This is a genomic window from Streptomyces sp. NPDC042002 (genome assembly GCF_055588305.1).
This window is the reverse complement of record NZ_JBVJCT010000007.1, coordinates 123044-141779: the sequence shown is the minus strand read 5'-3', so window position 1 is coordinate 141779 and position 18736 is coordinate 123044. Positions and strand designations below refer to the sequence as shown.

The 18736-nt window shown below is 71.0% G+C and carries 17 protein-coding genes and 1 tRNA gene; 10 read left to right on the top strand and 8 right to left on the bottom strand.

Annotated features, from left to right (window positions below):
• Nucleotides 1-39 precede the first annotated feature (39 nt).
• Complete coding sequence (locus ACZ6KY_RS13745; RefSeq protein WP_469310491.1) at nt 40-1527, top strand: aminopeptidase P family protein; 1488 nt, start codon at nt 40-42, stop codon at nt 1525-1527.
• A 168-nt stretch (nt 1528-1695) separates the two neighbouring features.
• Here ACZ6KY_RS13745 and ACZ6KY_RS13740 read toward each other — a convergent pair whose 3' ends face one another.
• Nucleotides 1696-2520, bottom strand: coding sequence for a triphosphoribosyl-dephospho-CoA synthase (locus ACZ6KY_RS13740; RefSeq protein ID WP_469310490.1), 825 nt, complete (start codon nt 2518-2520; stop codon nt 1696-1698).
• 278 nt (nt 2521-2798) lie between these two features.
• Nucleotides 2799-3254, bottom strand: coding sequence for an ATP-binding protein (locus ACZ6KY_RS13735; RefSeq protein ID WP_469310489.1), 456 nt, complete (start codon nt 3252-3254; stop codon nt 2799-2801).
• A gap of 251 nt (nt 3255-3505) precedes the next feature.
• Here ACZ6KY_RS13735 and ACZ6KY_RS13730 point away from each other — a divergent pair, with 251 nt between their 5' ends.
• The 9 genes from ACZ6KY_RS13730 to ACZ6KY_RS13690 all read left to right on the top strand — a co-directional run bounded on the left by ACZ6KY_RS13730 (nt 3506) and on the right by ACZ6KY_RS13690 (nt 14086).
• Nucleotides 3506-4345 (top strand): hypothetical protein, encoded by an 840-nt coding sequence (locus ACZ6KY_RS13730; RefSeq protein ID WP_469310488.1) that lies wholly within the window; start codon nt 3506-3508, stop codon nt 4343-4345.
• A gap of 223 nt (nt 4346-4568) precedes the next feature.
• Nucleotides 4569-5303, top strand: coding sequence for a YcnI family copper-binding membrane protein (locus ACZ6KY_RS13725; protein WP_469310487.1), 735 nt, complete (start codon nt 4569-4571; stop codon nt 5301-5303).
• 204 nt (nt 5304-5507) lie between these two features.
• Entirely contained in the window at nt 5508-6161 is a 654-nt protein-coding gene (locus ACZ6KY_RS13720; RefSeq protein WP_469310486.1) for an SCO family protein, read from the top strand.
• Nucleotides 6158-6640 carry a copper chaperone PCu(A)C gene (locus ACZ6KY_RS13715; protein ID WP_469310485.1) on the top strand — a complete coding sequence of 161 codons (483 nt, stop codon included), beginning with the start codon at nt 6158-6160 and terminating at the stop codon, nt 6638-6640. The genes ACZ6KY_RS13720 and ACZ6KY_RS13715 overlap by 4 nt, the downstream gene beginning before the upstream one ends.
• A 13-nt stretch (nt 6641-6653) precedes the next feature.
• Nucleotides 6654-8867, top strand: coding sequence for a copper resistance CopC/CopD family protein (locus ACZ6KY_RS13710; protein WP_469310484.1), 2214 nt, complete (start codon nt 6654-6656; stop codon nt 8865-8867).
• A gap of 8 nt (nt 8868-8875) precedes the next feature.
• Nucleotides 8876-10207, top strand: coding sequence for an iron uptake transporter deferrochelatase/peroxidase subunit (gene efeB / locus ACZ6KY_RS13705; protein WP_469310483.1), 1332 nt, complete (start codon nt 8876-8878; stop codon nt 10205-10207).
• 242 nt (nt 10208-10449) lie between these two features.
• The gene (gene pheA, locus ACZ6KY_RS13700; protein WP_469310482.1) at nt 10450-11385 is read left to right on the top strand and encodes a prephenate dehydratase; all 936 of its coding nucleotides are present in this window, start codon (nt 10450-10452) and stop codon (nt 11383-11385) included.
• 572 nt (nt 11386-11957) lie between these two features.
• Nucleotides 11958-13235, top strand: a complete 1278-nt coding sequence (serS, locus tag ACZ6KY_RS13695) for a serine--tRNA ligase (protein ID WP_401329238.1) — start codon at nt 11958-11960, stop codon at nt 13233-13235.
• Complete coding sequence (locus ACZ6KY_RS13690) at nt 13232-14086, top strand: HAD family hydrolase (protein WP_469310481.1); 855 nt, start codon at nt 13232-13234, stop codon at nt 14084-14086. The genes serS and ACZ6KY_RS13690 overlap by 4 nt, the downstream gene beginning before the upstream one ends.
• 97 nt (nt 14087-14183) lie before the next feature.
• Here the strand turns inward: ACZ6KY_RS13690 and ACZ6KY_RS13685 are convergent.
• The 6 genes from ACZ6KY_RS13685 to ACZ6KY_RS13660 all read right to left on the bottom strand — a co-directional run bounded on the left by ACZ6KY_RS13685 (nt 14184) and on the right by ACZ6KY_RS13660 (nt 18500).
• Nucleotides 14184-14270 (bottom strand) — tRNA-Ser (locus tag ACZ6KY_RS13685).
• Between the two features lie 261 nt (nt 14271-14531).
• Nucleotides 14532-14819, bottom strand: coding sequence for an SGM_3592 family protein (locus ACZ6KY_RS13680; RefSeq protein ID WP_469310480.1), 288 nt, complete (start codon nt 14817-14819; stop codon nt 14532-14534).
• A 131-nt stretch (nt 14820-14950) separates the two neighbouring features.
• The gene (locus ACZ6KY_RS13675; RefSeq protein ID WP_469310479.1) at nt 14951-15670 is read right to left on the bottom strand and encodes an ABC transporter permease; all 720 of its coding nucleotides are present in this window, start codon (nt 15668-15670) and stop codon (nt 14951-14953) included.
• 10 nt (nt 15671-15680) lie between these two features.
• The gene (locus ACZ6KY_RS13670; protein WP_469310478.1) at nt 15681-16592 is read right to left on the bottom strand and encodes an ABC transporter ATP-binding protein; all 912 of its coding nucleotides are present in this window, start codon (nt 16590-16592) and stop codon (nt 15681-15683) included.
• Nucleotides 16589-17494 carry an ABC transporter permease subunit gene (locus tag ACZ6KY_RS13665; protein ID WP_469310477.1) on the bottom strand — a complete coding sequence of 302 codons (906 nt, stop codon included), beginning with the start codon at nt 17492-17494 and terminating at the stop codon, nt 16589-16591. Before ACZ6KY_RS13665 ends, ACZ6KY_RS13670 begins: the two co-directional genes overlap by 4 nt.
• Nucleotides 17484-18500, bottom strand: a complete 1017-nt coding sequence (locus ACZ6KY_RS13660; protein ID WP_469310634.1) for an ABC transporter ATP-binding protein — start codon at nt 18498-18500, stop codon at nt 17484-17486. The genes ACZ6KY_RS13665 and ACZ6KY_RS13660 overlap by 11 nt, the downstream gene beginning before the upstream one ends.
• Nucleotides 18501-18736: the final 236 nt, after the last annotated feature.

The window sequence follows — 18736 nt, the reverse complement described above, 5'->3', positions numbered from 1 at the left end:
CGATGGGGGAGGTCCAGAGTCGTATCAAGGAGGCAGACCGTGTCGGAGGCGCTCACCCCGGAGACCCCGGAAGCCGTGCTCGACGAAGCCGCTGACGAAGCGGGCGAGGAAGAGCCCATCAAGCAGCGCAAGAACGGCCTGTACCCGGGCGTGTCCGACGAACTGGCCGACAGCATGAAGTCCGGCTGGGCCGACACGGAACTGCGGGGTCTCACGCCCATCGCGCAGGCCGAGTACACCGCGGCCCGCCGCGCCGCGCTGTCCGCTCGTTTCCCGGGCGAGCGCCTGGTGATCCCGGCGGGCAACCTGAAGACCCGCTCGAACGACACGGAGTACCCCTTCCGTGCCTCGGTCGAGTACGCGTACCTCACCGGCAACCTCACCGAGGACGGCGTCCTCGTGCTGGAGCCCGTCGCCGACGGTCACAAGGCGACGATCTACCTGCTGCCGCGCTCCAACCGCGAGAACGGCGAGTTCTGGCTGTCCGGACAGGGCGAGCTGTGGGTCGGCCGCCGCCACTCCCTCACCGAGTCCGAGCAGCTCTACGGCATCCCGGCGTCGGACGTCCGCGAACTGCCGGCCGCGCTGAAGGAAGCCACCGGACCCGTCCGGGTCGTGCGCGGCTACGACGCCGCGGTCGAGGCCGCCCTGACCGACAAGGTCACCCGCGAGCACGACGACGAACTGCGCGTCTTCCTCTCCGAGGCACGGCTCGTCAAGGACGCGTTCGAGGCCGGCGAGCTGCAGAAGGCCGTCGACTCCACCGTGCGCGGCTTCGAGGACGTCGTGAAGGTCCTCGACAAGGCCGAGGCCACCAGCGAGCGCTACATCGAGGGCACCTTCTTCCTGCGCGCGCGGGTCGAGGGCAACGACATCGGCTACGGCTCGATCTGCGCCTCAGGACCGCACGCCTGCACGCTGCACTGGGTGCGCAACGACGGCCCGGTCCGCTCCGGCGACCTGCTGCTCCTCGACGCGGGCGTGGAGACCCACACCCTCTACACCGCCGACGTCACGCGCACGCTCCCGGTCAACGGCACGTACACGGAGATCCAGAAGAAGATCTACGACGCCGTGTACGAGGCCCAGGAGGCCGGTATCGCGGCCGTGCGGCCGGGCGCCAAGTACCGCGACTTCCACGACGCCGCCCAGCACGTGCTCGCCGAGAAGCTCGTCGAGTGGGGCCTCGTCGAGGGGCCGGTCGAGCGCGTCCTGGAGCTCGGCCTCCAGCGCCGCTGGACCCTGCACGGCACCGGCCACATGCTCGGCATGGACGTCCACGACTGCGCCTCCGCGCGCACCGAGACGTACGTCGAGGGCACGCTGGAGCCGGGCATGTGCCTGACCGTCGAGCCGGGCCTGTACTTCCAGGCGGACGACCTGACCGTGCCCGAGGAGTACCGCGGCATCGGCGTCCGTATCGAGGACGACCTCCTCGTCACCGAGGACGGCAACCGGAACCTGTCGGCCGGCCTGCCGCGCCGCTCGGACGAGGTCGAGGCCTGGATGGCGTCCCTCAAGGGCTGACGCCAGTGCCCGCGAGGGCTGATACGAGACCGCTGGCCGGGTGCCCTTCAGGGTGCCCGGCCAGCGGTGTGTCCGGGGGCGGCCTCCGGACTCCGGCGTGACCACGAGGGCGGCCCCGCGCGGACTCCGGCTTCCGGTCCGGTGCCGGAGTAGACCTGGGCGGGCCCGTCAGAGGCGCGTGACCGGCAGAGCGTCCACGAACAGCGCGCCCGCGATCAGGCCGCCGCTGCCCCGGGGACTCCACCCGCGCGCGTGGAGATCGTCGTCGAGGGCGGACAGGCCCGCCCGCCCCGCCTCCGTGGACGTACCTCCCGCCTCCAGCACGCCCCGGGCGCCCGCCTGGACATGACGGAGGCCATGGGGACCGGCGGTGTACAGCAACTCGGTGTCCTGGAGGGTGGACATGACGGTGAGGAGGGCGTCGAGACGGGCGCACGGTTCGGGCACGCCGGCCGAGCGGGCGCCGGCGAGCGCGTCCAACGCCCGTCGCACGTGCGGGAATCCGGCACGCGCCTCACCGCGCGCACCCGCCGCGCCGTACTTCGCGGAGACGGACGAGCCGCGGGACGGCCGCCGTGGTGCCCGCCGGTCGGCGTGCGCCGCGATCCGCTTGGCCGTCGCGGTGACATCGGCTCCAGCGCCCCCGGGGTCCAGCGCCGCCGCGGCGACCAGCAGCCCGAGAACCCACAGGGCACCGCGGTGGCCGCCGCCCGTCAGGGCCACCGAGTGCTCGGTGCACCGGCCGATCGAGCCCAGCTCCGCGCGGAGTTCGGGCGTGGCCCGGCCGGTGCGGCGGGCGGCGGCGGCCATGGCCGCGAGGCCGGGGGTGAGCGCCTTGGCGGACCAGCGCAGGGAGCCGAGATCCCGCCGGGTGACCCGGGCGCGGAGGTCACGCGGGTCGGGCAGTCCGGGTTTGGGCGTCAGCACCAGCTGACGGGTCAACGCGGCCACCGCGGCCCGCGCCAGCACCTCATCGCCCTCGCGGCTGCTCATCGACGTACCCCTTCCCATGAGGACGCCGGCGGTGAAGGCACCTGGAGACGAAGCCGGCTGCGTGCGAGGGAAAACTAGGCACATCAGCCCTCAAGAACCTGGGTGCAGCCTGTGACGGACCTGTGGGCTCCGGGGCACCCGGAGCCCAGGCCGTGGAGTGAAGGGCTCCTTTCGGCGACCGGTGTTCTCCCGGCGGCGGGGTCGGCCCGCGCGGTCAGACGGCACGGTCGGCCCGCGCGGTCAGACGCCACGGTCGGACGTCGCCGCCGCCCGGCGCATCAAGCCGGCAGCAGCGAGGGAACCTTCTTCCACTTGAGGATCTTGTCGAAGCTCACCACCGCACCGCCCCGCCCCGGCTTGTTGCCGATGTGGACGTGGTCGGCGAGCTCGCGGATCAGGCACAGCCCCCGGCCGTGCTCCGCCTCCTCCCCGGCCTGGCGGAGCAGAGTGCGGGAGTTCCCGGCGGGAAAACCGGGACCGGAATCGGCGACTTCGATGCGGCACTGATCGCCGTCGAGATAGGCCGTCACGCGGTACGCCTCGCAGGACGCGCCCCGCACGTCGTCACCGCCGTGCTCGACGGCGTTGGCACAGGCCTCGGTGAGAGCGACGGAGAGGTCGTACGAGATGTCCGGGTCGACACCCGCGCTCTCCATCGTGCCGAGCAAGAGGCGTCTGGCGAGCGGAACACTCGCAGCCTCGCGCCGCAAATGGAGTGACCACCAGATGCTCATGCTCCAGCCTCCCGGCCGCGGCTCGACATACCGTTACGTATTGCCGCAACCACCCGTGCGCAATCGCATACGCGACGTGATGCCGCCCATACGGCCGATGCGCTCTCGCGAAGGGGCGGTGTATGCACAAGCGAGTCGACGCCGGATGACGGCCTTCCGGCCCAACGCCGCGTTGCGGACGGACCGGTCACATGCCATCAATCGGACCTGCCGCGTGGGGCGTCCGCGCCCAGTGCGATGATGGGCCCGCCATGACTGCCCCCCACCAGCGTTCGGCGCGCTCCGGAGCAGGCCTCCGGACCCTGAGGGCCGCGGTGTTCGCCGCGGTCTGCGTCGTGCTGGCCGCGGTCGGTCACGGAATCGCCTCCTGCGCCACGGTCCCCCTGTGGACGCTGGGCGCCGGCTTCCTCGCGGTCTTCGCCGTCGCCGCGGCGCTGGCGGGACGGGAACGCGCGCTGCCGGGCATCGTGGCGCTCCTCGCGTTCGGCCAGACCGTGCTGCACACGCTCTTCGGACTGGGCCTGCAGGCCACTGCGACGGCCACCGGGTCCACGGGCTCGACGGCCTCGGGGATGTCGATGTCCGACGCCTCGCTCGTGGCGCGGGCCGCCCACCTGGTGTGCGGTACGGCCGCGACGGCGATCAGCCCCGCGGCCGCCCGGAAGATCCTCGTCGACGCGCGGATCGACACGGGCATGACGGGCATGACGTCGTCCATGCGCCATGCCGCGGACGCCGTACCGGCCGCCGCGGGAACCCCGATGCCGGTGCTGCCCTCCCTGACGATGCTGCTCGGCCACGTTCTCGCGGCCGTCGCCGCCGGGTGGGTGCTGCGCCGCGGCGACCTGGCGCTCCTGCGTCTCATGCGGCTGTCGGCGCAGGGAGTCGCGGAAGCGGCGCTCGTACGGTCCTTGCGCGCCGCTCTGACACTCGTACGCGCCCTGCGTACGGGACTTCCCGGGGCGCCCGAAGTCGCGCGCACGCCTCGCACCGCGCTGCTCGCGCCCCTCGCTCCACGGACGACCGCCCTCCAGCACACCGTCGTCCGCCGCGGGCCGCCCGCCTCCACCGCACTCGTCCTCGTCGCCTGACACGACGCGCCGCTTCACGGAATCCGCTGAATTCCCCGAGTCCCCGAAGTCCTCGACTTCATGGACCTCACGGGCTTCACGGACCTTCTCGAAGGGGACGCGGTCGTGCCGCACGCGCGCGTGCCCACCGGGTCTCCCCCGGGCGCCGTCCCGCCTCTTCCGCGGGACACCGAGGCGCGCGCGTCCCCTTCGTCACCGGACTGAAAGTGGAGTGTTCCTTTCCATGAAGGCTTCTCGTCTCGCCGCCGTCGGCACCGTCGCCGCCACGGCCGTTCTCGCCCTGTCCGCCCCCGCGTTCGCGCACGTCAGCGTGCAGCCCGAGGGTGCGGCCTCCAAGGGCGGCTACGCCGTCGTGAACTTCAAGGTGCCCAACGAGCGCGACAACGCCTCGACCACCCAGGTCGAGGTGAACCTCCCGGCCGACCACCCGCTGGCCTCCGTCATGCCGCAGCCGCTCGACGGCTGGACCGTGAAGGTCACCAAGTCCAAGCTGGCCAAGCCGGTCACCGCGCACGGCGAGAAGATCAGCGAGGCCGTCACCAAGGTCACCTGGACCGCCGACGGCAAGGGCATCGAGCCGGGCTTCTTCCAGAAGTTCCCGCTCTCCATCGGCGCGCTTCCCGAGGACACCGACGAACTCGTCTTCAAGGCCGTCCAGACGTACTCCGACAAGGAGGTCGTGCGCTGGATCGAGCCGCAGAAGGCGGGCGCGGAAGAGCCCGAGAACCCGGCTCCGGTGCTCGCACTCTCGGCCGCGACCGAGGAAGGCCATCACGGGTCCGCCGTCGCGGAGGACGCCACCGACACCGGGAAGACCGCCAAGGACACCACCGAGGCGGCCCCCTCCGCGGACGGCGGCGACACCACCGCGCGCGTGCTCGGCGTCGTGGGCATCGCCGTCGGCCTGGCGGGCGTGGCGTACGGCGTTCTGGCCGGCCGGCGGCGTACGAACGCCTGAGGTGCCCGCAAACACCTGAGGTACTGAGACACAACCGCTCCCGGTGCGCACCGGAGGGTCGCGGACGCGGCTCTCCGGACCGACCGGACCGGCTCGGCCCGACCCGACCGGCCCGGACCCGCCCCCGGTCACGTCCGACCTGGCCGTTCGGCCTCGTTCGACCCCCGGTGCGCACCGGAGCGCTCACATCTGGGACATTTTTCTATGCGCAAGAAGACGTACGCGGTGGCCGCCCTGTTCGCCGCCGCCGCTCTGACCCTCTCCGCCTGCGGCGGTGGCGACGACAGCAACAAGCCGGTCGCCGTCGTGTCCGCCGAGGCGGGCTCCGGCAAGGCCGCGACGGTCCTCGACAATCCCTTCGAGAAGCCGGACCTCGTGCTCACCGACACGACCGGCAAGAAGTACGACCTGCGCGCGGAGACCAAGGGCCGGCCGACGCTCATCTACTTCGGATACACCCACTGCCCCGACGTCTGCCCCCTGACGATGAACAACCTCGCGGTCGCCAAGAAGCAGTTGCCGAAGGCCGAGCAGGACAAGCTGCGCGTCGTGTTCGTCACCACCGACCCGGCCCGCGACACCCCCGCCGCGCTCGGCGCGTGGCTCAAGGGCATCGACCCCGACTTCATCGGCCTGACCGGCGACTTCGCCACGATCCAGGCCGGGGCCCGCACCCTGGGCATCACCATCGAGCCGACCACCAAGGACAAGAACGGCAAGGTCGTCTCCGTGCACGGCACCCAGGTCATCGCCTTCTCGCCGAAGACCGACGCGGGCTATGTGCTGTACGGCGAGGACGCCACCGTCGACGACTACACCAAGGACCTGCCCAAGATCGCCGAGGGGGAGAACCCGTGAGCGGCCGTCCGGGCCGTCGCACCGGACTCCTCGCCGCCGGCGCCCTGGTCATAGCCGCCGCCGGGACACTGGCGGGCTGCGGCTCGGGCTCCTCGTCGCCCTCGGCGGAGCCCGAACTCAAGGTCACCGGCGCCTACATGCCCGCCCCGAGCATGGACACCATGGCGGCGGGCTTCTTCACCGTCACCGACTCCGGCGGCGCCGACACGCTCACCTCGGTCACCAGCGACCTCTCGGACCAGGTGACGATGCACGCGACCGAGGACGGCGCGATGCGGGAGAAGAAATCATTCGCCGTGCCCGCCGAGGGCACCCTGGACTTCGCGAGCGGCGGCAACCACCTCATGTTCGCAAAGCTCACCCACAAGCCCGAACAGGGCGAGAAGGTGTCCGTGGAACTGCACTTCGCCAAGTCCGGCACGATCAGGATCTCCATGCCCGTGAAGTCCGCGACATACAACCCGAAGACCGGGCACTGAGGGAGGCATCACCGTGACACTGACCATCGCCCCCCGCTTCCGGACCCTCCTGCTGCTGTTCCTCGCCGTCTGCGGCGCGCTCCTGGCGGGCGCCGCGCCCGCCTCCGCGCACGCCGCGCTGACCGGGAGCAACCCGACGCAGGGATCGGTGGTCGACCAGGCACCCACCCAGGTCTCGCTCACCTTCTCCGAGCAGGTCTCGCTGAACGACGGCTCGCTCCGCGTGCTCGACCCCAAGGGCAAGCGGGTCGACACCGGCGGCGCGAGCGACCTGGGCGGCGACACGTACGGCCTGAAGGTGCGCCCCGGGCTGCCCGACGGCACGTACACCGTCACCTACCAGGTGGTGTCCGCGGACAGCCACCCCGTGTCCGGTGCCTTCACCTTCTCCGTCGGCGCCCCCTCGCAGACCTCCGTCGCGCTGTCGGACCAGGCGGTGGGCGGCGGCGTGGTCGGCTTCCTCTACGGAACCGCGCGCTACTTCTCGTACGCGGGATTCATCGTGCTCGTCGGCGGCGCCGCCTTCGTGCTGGGCTGCTGGCAGCGGGGCTCCGGCATCCGGCCGGTGCAGCGGCTCGTGGTCTCCGGCTGGCTCACGCTGACCGCCTCCACGCTCGCCCTGCTGCTCCTGCGCGGTTCGTACGTGGGGTCCGGCAAGGTCGGCGACATCTTCGACCTGACCCTGCTCGGGGAGGTGCTGCAGACCAAGTCGGGCGCGGCGCTGGTGTCACGACTGCTGCTGCTCGCCGCGGCGGCCCTGTTCATCGCGGTGCTCTTCGGCGCGTACGCCAAGCGCGACGAGGACGAACGGGCGGCGGCCAGTACCGAAGCCGGGGACACCACCGCGACGGAGACGGCCGGCACGGAGGAATCCGCCGGTATGGCGGGCACGAGGACCGTCGCCGCGAAGACGGTTACCGCGAAGACGACCGACACGAACGCGGTTACCGCGAAGACGGCTGACACGAAGACGGCCGGCACGAAAGCGGCTGGTGCGCAGGCGGCCGGCACGAAAGCGGCTGGTGCGCAGGCGGCCGGCACGAAGACCGTCGTCACGAAGGCGACGGTCGGCGAACCGGCCGGGGCGGCGGACGGCGACGCCGCGGCCGCCGGGGACCTGGCCGTCGACGCCGACGACCTGGCCGCGGAGAAGAGCGATCTCACCTTCGGACTCGCCGTCGGCGGCGCGGTCGTCGCAGCCGGCCTGGCCGCGACCTGGGCCATGGCCGAGCACGCCTCCACCGGCATCCAGCCGGGCATCGCGATGCCCGTCGACGTCCTGCACCTGCTGGCCGTCGCCGTCTGGCTCGGCGGTCTGTCGACGCTGGTGGTGGCCCTGTTCCGGGCGCCGGCGGACGCGCAGATCGAGGCGACGGCCGTACGCCGGTTCTCCCGCCTCGCGTTCGGCGCCGTCCTCGTCCTGGTCTCGACCGGGATCTACCAGTCGTGGCGGCAGCTCGGATCCTGGTCGGCGCTCACCGACACGACGTACGGACAGCTGCTGCTCGTCAAGGTCGGCCTGGTGGCCCTGCTCGTGGGCATCGCGTGGATCTCGCGGCGCTGGACGGCCCAACTGGCCGAGGCGACGGCTCCCGAGGCCGCCGCCATCGTGGAGCAGCGCTCCACGCCGCGGACGCCCGCCACCGCCCCCGCCGACTCCCGGCGCGCCGCCCAACTCGCCCGGCAGCAGGCCGCCGTGGCCTCCACGCGCGAGAAGCGCGTCCGCGACGCCGACCCGCACCGCTCGGGGCTGCGCCGCTCGGTGCTCGCCGAGGCCGGGGTCGCGGTCGTCCTGCTCGCGGTCACGACCGCGCTGACGACCACCGAGCCCGGGCGTACGGCGGAGGCGGCCCGGCAGGCCACCGCGTCCGCCTCGCAGCGCTCCGGGCCGCTGTCCCTGAAGATCCCGTTCGACACGGGCGGCGAGGACGGCAAGGGCACGGTGGAGGTCACCCTCGACCCGGCCCGCGTCGGCGGCAACGACATGCACGTCTTCGTGGTCCGGCCGAACGGCAAGGCCTTCGACGTCCCCGAGGTGAAGGTCGCCTTCACGCTCGCGGCGAAGGATGTCGGCCCGCTGCCCGTGACCCCCGACCGGGTCGCCACCGGACACTGGGCGGCGAGCGGAGTGCAGATCCCCATGGCGGGCGACTGGAAGATCGCGGTGACCGTGCGCACCTCGGACATCGACCAGGCCACCGTGAACAAGAACGCGCAGATCGGCTGAACCTGACCATGGCTGACCAGTCCACCCCCGGGACCTCCTCCTCCGCTCGGAAGGCCCCCTCCCCCGAGGCGTCCCCCGGCATCGGGTCTCCTGGCATCGCGACTCCCGGAGACTCCCCGAAGGGGGTCATGTCGCGGCGCCGACTGCTCGGCACCGCCGGCGCCACCGGGCTCGCCCTCGGAGCGGCGGGGGCGGCCGTGGGCTACGCGGCGGCGCCCACCCCCGAGAAGACCGTCCCGCTGACCTCGGTCGGCGCGGACATGGCAATGTTTCACGGGAAACATCAGCCCGGCATCACCACCGCGCTCCAGGCACGCGGCCACCTCGTCGCCTTCGACCTGACGGCGGGCGCGGGCCGCAGGGAGGCCGCCGCGCTGCTGCGCCGCTGGTCGGTGACGGCCGAGCGGCTGATGGCGGGCGAGGCCGCGGCCCACGAGGACACGGATGTCGCGCGTGACGCCGGCCCGTCGTCCCTCACCGTCACCTTCGGCTTCGGACACAGCTTCTTCGCGCGTACGGGCCTGGAGAAGCAGCGCCCGGTCGCCCTGGACCCGCTGCCCGACTTCTCCTCCGACCGGCTCGACAAGGCGCGCAGCGACGGCGACCTGTGGGTGCAGATCGGCGCGAACGACGCCCTCGTCGCCTTCCACGCCCTGCGCGCGATCCAGAAGGACGCGGGCAGCGCGGCGCGTGTGCGCTGGCAGATGAACGGTTTCAACCGCTCTCCGGGCGCCACCGCCGAGCCGATGACCGCGCGCAACCTGATGGGCCAGATCGACGGCACCCGCAATCCGAAGCCGTCCGAGCCCGACTTCGACGGGCGCGTCTTCGTCCCCGCCTCCGGCGACCCGGGATGGATGGCGAACGGCTCGTACGCCGTCGTACGCCGTATCCGCATGCTTCTCGACGACTGGGAGAAGCTCTCGGGCAACGCCCAGGAGGACGTCATCGGGCGGAAGAAGTCCACCGGGGCGCCGCTGAGCGGCGGCACCGAGACCACCGCGATGGACCTGGACAAGACCGACGCCGACGGCAGCCCGGTCGTGCCCGTCAACGCGCACGCCCGCATCACCCGGCCCGACCAGAACGGCGGCGCCGCGATGCTGCGCCGCCCGTTCTCCTTCCACGACGGCATCGGCACCGACGGGACACCCGACGCGGGCCTGCTCTTCGTGTGCTGGCAGGCCGATCCGGTGCGCGGCTTCGTCCCCGTCCAGCGCAAACTCGACCGCGGTGACGCGCTCTCGACGTTCATCCGCCACGAGTCGAGCGGGCTCTTCGCGGTGCCGGGCGGCGCGCCGGAGGGGGAGTACGTGGGGCAGCGGTTGCTGGAGGGGTGACGGGGGCCTTCCGTACCGGGCTCTGACCAGGCTCCGTACCGGGCTCGGTGCTGGGCTCCGTAGCGGGCTCTGAACAGGCCCGTTGCTGGGCTCCCAGCGGGCTCTGGCCAAGCTCAGTGCCTGGCTCCGTACCGAGTTCTGTACCGAATTCTGTATCAGGCTCGGCGTCGGGCCCTTCCGGGCTCGGTGCCGGCGTTCCACAGGCGTGAGCCGCGTCGGGCGGGGCCTATTAGGGTGACGGTATGTCGGCGACGCGCTACACCTATCTCGGCCCCGAGGGTACGTTCACCGAGGCCGCCCTCCGCACGCTTCCCGAGGCCGCGACGCGGGAGTTGGTGCCCATGGTGTCCGTACCGGCCGCGCTCGACGCGGTACGCGGCGGCCAGGCCGCCGGCGCGCTCGTCCCGATCGAGAACTCCGTCGAGGGCGGTGTCACCGCCACCCTCGACGAGCTCGCCAAGGGCGACCAGCTGATGATCTACCGCGAGGTCGTGCTGCCGATCGCCTTCGCCCTGCTGGTCAGGCCCGGCACGACGCTGAAGGACGTCAAGACGGTCACCGGACACCCGGTCGCCCAGCCCCAGGTGCGCAACTGGCTGGCCACGCACCTGCCGGACGCCCTGTGGGAGTCGGCGGCCTCGAACGCGGACGGCGCCCGGCTGGTCCAGGAGGGCCGTTTCGACGCGGCCTTCGCGGGCGAGTTCGCCGCGGCGACGTACGGCCTCGAACCGCTGGTGACCGAGATCCACGACGCGGCGAACGCCGAGACCCGCTTCGTGCTGGTCGGCCGCCCGGCCCGGCCCGCCGCGCCGACCGGCGCCGACAAGACGTCCGTGGTCATCTGGCTGGGCGACGACCACCCCGGCGCGCTGCTCGAACTGCTTCAGGAGTTCGCCGTGCGCGGCGTCAACCTGATGCGGATCGAGTCCCGCCCGACCGGCCAGGGCATCGGCAATTACTGCTTCTCGGCTGACGCCGAGGGGCACATCACCGACCGCCGGGTGGGCGAGGCGCTGATGGGCCTCAAGCGGATCTGCCCGAAGGTGCGGTTCCTCGGTTCCTATCCGCGGGCCGGTGTCGCCCTGGAGGACGTAAGGCCGCTGCGGCCCGGTACGTCGGACAACGAGTTCTCCGCCGCGTCGGACTGGCTGACGCGCTGCGCGGACGGCCGGTTCTGAACGGCGGATCCACGCCCGTCCGAACGTTTCCTCACGGTCCTACCTGCTGATTTTCGTCATCCACAGAGGTTATCCACAGGCGCGCTTCTCGACCTGGGGACAAGTCGACAACGAAGCACTACATCATCGACAAATCGGCTACTGGACCCAAGTCCTTCCACAGCCGCGTACGACACCCTTCGTCTACCCTTTTCCATTGATCAACCCTATAGAGGGAATCATTTACACCCGAAAGTGGGTGTACGGAGGGTTTGAACCGGGAATTCCTCAGCCCGCGAAGGCTACTCGGAATGATCTATTCCGGCATCCACAGATCTTCCACACAGCCTGTGGATAACTATCCGAAGGGGCTGGCACCTGTGGACAACCCGGCTCGCAAGTCCCGCCCCCCGCAAGGAAATCCAGTCAACCGATGAAGATCCATCTGCCCCGTTTCAGGGAGTAGGACCCTTTTCATTGACGTCGCCCGGCGATCAAGGGATTCGGTCCGGCATTTCACTCATACCGTGACAGCCCTCACGCTCTGGAATATCGGGTCGTTGGCCGGAAGCCCGCACCGGTAGCCTTGAGGGGTGATTGACCTTCGCCTGCTTCGTGAGGACCCCGACCGTGTTCGCGCCTCCCAGCGCGCCCGTGGAGAGGATGTCGCGCTCGTCGACTCCCTCCTCTCCGCCGACGAACGGCGCAGGTCGTCCGGCGTCCGCTTCGACGAGCTGCGTTCCGAGCAGAAGTCGCTCGGCAAGCTGATCCCCAAGGCCTCCCCGGACGAGCGCGCCGAGCTGCTGAAGAAGGCCGAGCAGCTCAAGACCGACGTGAAGGCCGCCGAGGCCGAACAGAACGAGGCGGACGACGAGACCAAGCGGCTCCTCCTCCAGCTCGGCAACCTGGTGCACCCCGACGTCCCGGTCGGCGGCGAAGAGGACTTCGTCGTCCTGGAGACGCACGGCACCATCCGCGACTTCGCCGCCGAGGGCTTCGAACCCAAGGACCACCTGGAACTCGGCGAGGCCCTGGGCGCCATCGACGTCGAGCGCGGCGCCAAGGTGTCCGGCTCGCGCTTCTACTACCTGACAGGCGTCGGCGCGCTCCTGGAGCTCGCCCTCGTCAACGCGGCGATCGCGCAGGCCACCGAGGCCGGCTTCACGCCGATGCTGACCCCGGCCCTGGTCCGCCCGCGCGCCATGGAGGGCACCGGCTTCCTCGGCCAGGCCGCGGAGAACGTGTACCACCTGGAGAAGGACGACTACTACCTGGTCGGCACCTCCGAGGTCCCCCTCGCGGCGTACCACATGGACGAGATCCTCGACGCCGACAAGCTGCCGATGCGCTACGCCGGTTTCTCGCCGTGCTTCCGCCGCGAGGCCGGCACCTACGGCAAGGACACCCGCGGCATCTTCCGCGTCCACCAGTTCGACAAGGTCGAGATGTTCTCGTACGTCGACCCGGCGGACGCCGAGAACGAGCACAAGCGGCTCCTCGACTGGGAGAAGCAGTGGCTGACCGGCCTCGAACTGCCCTTCCAGGTGATCGACGTGGCGAGCGGTGACCTGGGCGCCTCGGCGTCCCGCAAGTTCGACTGCGAGGCGTGGATCCCGACCCAGGGCAAGTACCGCGAGCTGACCTCGGCCTCCAACTGCGACGGCTTCCAGGCCCGCCGCCTGTCCGTCCGTATGCGCGACGGCAAGAAGGTCCAGCCGCTCGCCACACTGAACGGCACGCTGTGCGCGGTCCCGCGCACCATCGTCGCGATCCTGGAGAACCACCAGCTCGCCGACGGTTCGGTACGGGTTCCCGAGGTACTGCGGCCCTACCTGGGCGGACGTGAAGTTCTGGAGCCGATCTCCAAGTGACCGGCACGACTGGGTCGACGGGACCGTCCGGGGCCACGGGGCCGGGGGCTTTCCCGTACAAGCTCGTCGCGACCGATCTCGACGGGACGCTGCTGCGTTCCGACGGGACGGTCTCGGCGCGCACGCGTGGCGCGCTCGCCGCGGTGACCGGGACGGGCGCGGCCCACATCGTCGTCACCGGGCGCGCGGTGCCCTGGACGCGGCACATCCTCGACGACCTCGGCTACCAGGGCCTCGCGGTCTGCGGTCAGGGTGCGCAGGTCTACGACGCCGGGGAGCACCGGCTGCTCACCTCGGTGACGCTGGACCGGCAGCTGGCCGGTCTCGCGCTCGCCAAGATCGAGGCGGAGGTCGGCCCGCTGCTGCTGGCCGCGAGCCGCGACGGGCTCGACGGCGAGGTGCTGGTCGGCCCCGGCTACCGCAGGCTGGATGGCGCGCTCCCGGTCGTCCCGATCAAGGACGCGACGGACCTCTGGTCGGCCCCTCTGAACAAGGTGTACGTCCAGCACCCGACGCTCTCCGACGACGAGCTGGCGGCCGTGGCCACGGAGGTCGCGGGCGGACTCGTCGGCGTCACGATGGCGGGCGCGGGGATAGTGGAGCTTCTCCCCCTCGGCCTCTCCAAGGCGACGGGGCTGTCCCTGGCTGCCCGGCGCCTCGGCGCCAAGGCCGCGGACACCATCGCCTTCGGCGACATGCCGAACGACCTGCCGATGTTCGCCTGGGCAGCCCACGGGGTGGCCATGGCCAACGCCCATGACGACCTCAAGGCGATCGCGGACGAGGTGACGTCCTCGAACGAGGAGGACGGGATCGCGGTGGTACTGGAGCGGTTGCTGACGCAGCCGTAGCCGTTGCGGGAACCCACTTCGGGATCCCGGGCCGGCGGTTGCCGTCGCCGGGTCGCGGGTCGGGGTTGCGGTCGCCGGGTGCCCCGGCCTGGTCTTGCGGAGGATGCGCGGATCGAACGCGCGCGGGGTTTCACCCCCGACCACGGCTTAGCAAGCCGGTGCCTTTCCACTCGGCCAATCCTCCGGGTGGGCGGCCCGCGCGTGATGCGCGCTCGAAGCGGCCGCCCCGGGCAACTCCCCCTGCTGAGCGGGTTCGACGGAGCGGTAACTACTCCGGGACCCGCCGCGGGCTGCCCTGCCGGGAGCTCGACGTACTGCTCCTGATGAACATCGTCGCGCTCCTCTCCCAGAATGTGGCGCCGGCTCGATGCGGCGGCGTGAACACAATCACTGTGCCTGTAAGCCGACTTGGGCGCCACTGATTAAAGGCCGCCCCCGTGGGACCTCACTTGCGGCGCCACCTGCGCCGGCGCCCCTTGCTGAAGAACCACCCCGCGGGCGGCTCGTCCGAGCGCCAGGGCTGCGGATCGGGGCCTCCCGCGCGCCACCGGGCGGCGAGCATGCGCGCGCGGGCCGACGGCTCGGTCGTCTCGGCGGACCGTACGAAGTTCTCGTCGAGTACGAGGTCGTCCCACGGCTCTCCTGCCGTGTCCCCGAGCCCGTCCCCCGCCCTGTTCCCGGACCGGTTCCCGGCCTGTTCGCGGCCGTCACCCCGTGGTTCCTCGGCTGTCATCCCCGTTCCTCCTGGCCGTGCGTCTCCGTCCGCCCAGTGTGCTCGGACGGAGATGAAGCCGCTGTCAAGAAAAAAGGGGCTCCCCGCGCGCGTGCCGCCCACCAGCCGGCACGCGCGCGGGGAGCCCCCGCTCACTCCTCGCCGGCCAGCGTCAGCGACCGCAGCCGCTGTCCCGCGTACCAGGTGGCGAGGACGGTGACCACGATCAGCAGGACCGTCGCGGTCGGCAGGCTCACGTCCGAGGTGACCAGCTCGCCGCCGGTCACCTTGTGGGCCACCGCGAGCGCCCACTGCTGGACGCTGAGCGTGCGGGCGCCGGACACCAGGGATCCGAACAGGGCCTCCCAGACGAGCGCGTAGACGAGCCCGAAGACCACCGCGTGCCGGGTCACGGTCCCGAGGAGCAGGAACATCGCGGCGTAGGCGATCGAGGCGACCAGGGCGGCCACGGTGTAGGCGACGGCGATCTGCTGGCCGTTGCCGTTCAGAATCATGCCCGCGATGAAGGTCGGCACGGCCGAGAAAGCCATGGTGACGGCGATCGCGACGATCAGCTTGGTGAAGATGATCGTGGGCCGCTTCAGGGGCTTGGCCAGCAGATACACCACCGAGCCGTCGTCGATCTCGGGCCCGATGGCTCCCGTACCGGCGATGACACCGATGATCGGCACCATGGTGGCGAGCGCGAACCCGCCGAGCAGGTCCGAGGCCACCTGGTCGTCGGCTCCGGAGAAGCTGCGGACGGCCACGGAGATGACGATGAGCAGGACGGGAAGGATGCCGAGAATGAGGGCGCGGCGGCGGCCGAGCAGGCCCCGATAGGTGAGCCGGGCGACTGTGGGGTCGTACATCTTCGGCCTCCTACGCCGCGACAAGATACGAGAAGACGGATTCCAGCGACTCGTCGGACGGCGACACCGTCAGCAGCCGGATGCCGTGCTCACGCGCGACCTTCGGCAGCAGTGCGGTGAACCGGCCGAAGTCGACCGCCTGGATGCGCAACGCGCCCTCGGCGAGGTCGACTTCGATGCCGGACGTCGACGGGTCGGCGATCAGTGCGGCGGCCAGTGCCCGGTCGTCGCTGGAGCGGACCAGATAGCGGTGCGGGCGGTCGGTCATCAGCCGGCGGATGCGCCGGAAGTCGCCGCTCGCCGCGTGCCGTCCGGCGACGATCACCTCGATGTGGGCGGCGAGTTGCTCCACCTCTTCGAGGATGTGGGACGAGAACAGCACGGTGCGTCCCTCGTCGCCCATGCGGCGCAGCAGATCCATGAGCTGCATGCGCTGGCGCGGGTCCATGCCGTTGAACGGCTCGTCGAGCAGCAGCAGCGACGGGTCGTGGACCAGCGCGGACGCCATCTTCACGCGCTGCCGCATGCCCTTGGAGTACGTGGAGATCTTGCGGTCCTGCGCGTACTCCATCTCGACCGTGGCGAGGGCCCGGTGGGCGGCCTTCGCGCCTAGCCCGTGCAACTCGGCGTTGGCGACGACGAATTCGCGCCCGGTGAGGAAGTCGTACATCGCCTCGCGCTCGGGGACGATGCCGATGTGCCGGTAGATGTCCTCGTTGCGCCAGGTCGGCCGGCCGTCGAGGGTGACGGTGCCCGTCGAGGGGGCGAGGAAGCCGCCCATCATGTTGATGAGGGTGGACTTCCCGGCGCCGTTCGGGCCGAGCAGGCCGGTGACGCCGGGGCCGATCGTCATCGTGATGTCGTTGACCGCCACCACGTTGCCGAACCAGCGCGAGACATGGTCGATGTTGAGGGTGGTCACAGCCCGACCTTTCGGTAGCGGCGCATCAGGAGGCCGTAGCAGCCGGCGATGAGACCCAGGACGACGACGAGGTAGACGACGCCCTGTCCGGACGAGGGGCCCACCTCGCCGGGGAAGGCGGAGGACGCGCCGAGGAACGCCGTCTGTACTCCGTCGATGAGCGTGATCGGCGAGAAGAGCCCGAGCCACGGGACGGCTCCGCTGCTGGACCGCTCGAAGGCGATGGCCTGGACGGTGGAGACCGCTCCGTAGGAGATGGTCAGGGCGGCGATGACGGCCGCGATGCCGAAGCCGCGGCGCGGCGTGATCGCCGAGATGACCAGGCCGATGCCGGCGAAGAGCAGCGACAGCAGTGCCACGGAGAGCAGTCCCTGTCCGAAGCCCTTGCTCTGGTCGGAGAAGTCGAGCTTGGCCAGCAGCGCCCCCACGTAGAGCACGATCAGCGGGGCGGCCGTGAGGATGAACAGTGCCGAGGCCAGCGCCGCGTACTTGGCACGCACGTAGTCGCCGGTCTCTATGGGGCGCGAGAAGTACAGCGGAACGGTCTTGAAGCGCAGGTCGCGGGAGACGGCCTGGGGGCCCTGCGAGGCGACGTACAGGCCGATGACCGCCTGCATGATCACCGCGTAGCGCGTGTAGTCGACGGGCAGGTCCTTCGCCTTGGTGGCGACCGCGACGGCCACCATGATCAGCGCGGGGACGCACATCACCACGAAGAGCAGCATCGGCAGGACCTTGGACTTGACCGAGCGGCCGAGGCCGTAGGCGCCGCGCAGGGACTGCGAGTAGAGGGAGCGCCGGGCGTAGGCGCGGCCGAGGCGCGGGCCGTCGTAGTTGCGGTAGCCGATGTTGTGGATACGGGTCTGCTCACCCGGCTGGGTGAGGGGGTGCTCAACTGCCATGGCCGACCGCCTCCTTCCGCTGGTCGTCGCCGGTCCGCGGTTCGCCGCTCGCCGCTCGTTCGTTCCTCGCCCGCTGTTCGTCGCTGTCGGCGAAGACCTCGGCGATGTGGTGCCTGCGCTGCTCCATGCGGACCAGCCCCAGACCGAGGTCGGCGACCACGTCGCGGACGAGGTCGTAGGTGTCCTCGCTCTCGGTGGTGAGCAGCAGGATGTGTCCGGCGCCCGGCAGTCCGCTGCCGTCGTGGGTCTCGATCCCGCGCGCGTGGAGGACCTCGCGCACCGCGCTCGTGCCGTCCGGGTGCTCGTCGGTGTCGGTGACCTCGATGGCGAGGGTCGTGGTGGTCTGGGTGAAGTCCGTGGTGGAGCTGGAGCGCAGCAGCTTCCCGCCGTCGACCACGACGACGTGGTCGCAGGTGCGTTCCAGTTCGCCCAGGAGGTGCGAGGTGACCAGGACCGAGATGCCGAAGTCCGTGTGGATGCGGCGGATCAGTCCGAGCATGTCGTCGCGGCCGACCGGGTCCAGGCCGTTGGTCGGTTCGTCCAGGAAGACCAGCTGGGGGTCGTGGACGAGGGCCTGCGCGAGTTTGACGCGCTGCTTCATGCCGGTCGAGTAGCCGCCGATGGGGCGGTAGCGCTCCTCGTACAGCCCGACATGGCGCAGGGTGTCCGCGGTGCGCTCGCGGGCGGCGGCGGGCGGCAGCCCGGACATCCGCGCCATGTGGACGACGAACTCGGTGGCCGAGACGTCGGGCGGCAGGCAGTCGTGCTCGGGCATGTACCCGACCCGCTCGCGGATGGCGCCGCCTTCGGTGGCGACGTCGAGGCCGAGCACGCGTGCGCTGCCCTCGGTGGCGGGGGACAGACCCAGCAGGATCTTGATCAGTGTGGACTTGCCGGCTCCATTGGCTCCGACGAGTCCGGTCACACCGGGCCCGACGTCCACGGAGAGCCGGTCAAGCGCGGTCACCCGGGGGTACCGCTTGCTCAGGCTTTCGGTCGCGATCACAGTCACGCTTCGACGGTAGTGGCGCACACCACAGCGGTCGTCAGCCCACGGAGGTGGATCCGCGTCAGTCTCCAGTCGTACAGGCCCGTAGGGGTCACCCTCAGGTACGGGCTACCAGGGACGGCCGTATCCCCATCCGGTCGGTTGTCCACAGGTCGCCCACGGGCCTATTGACGCAGCCTCTAACAACTGTCACATTCGCCAGTGTCACGTTACGGGCACGTACCGCAGTCGGT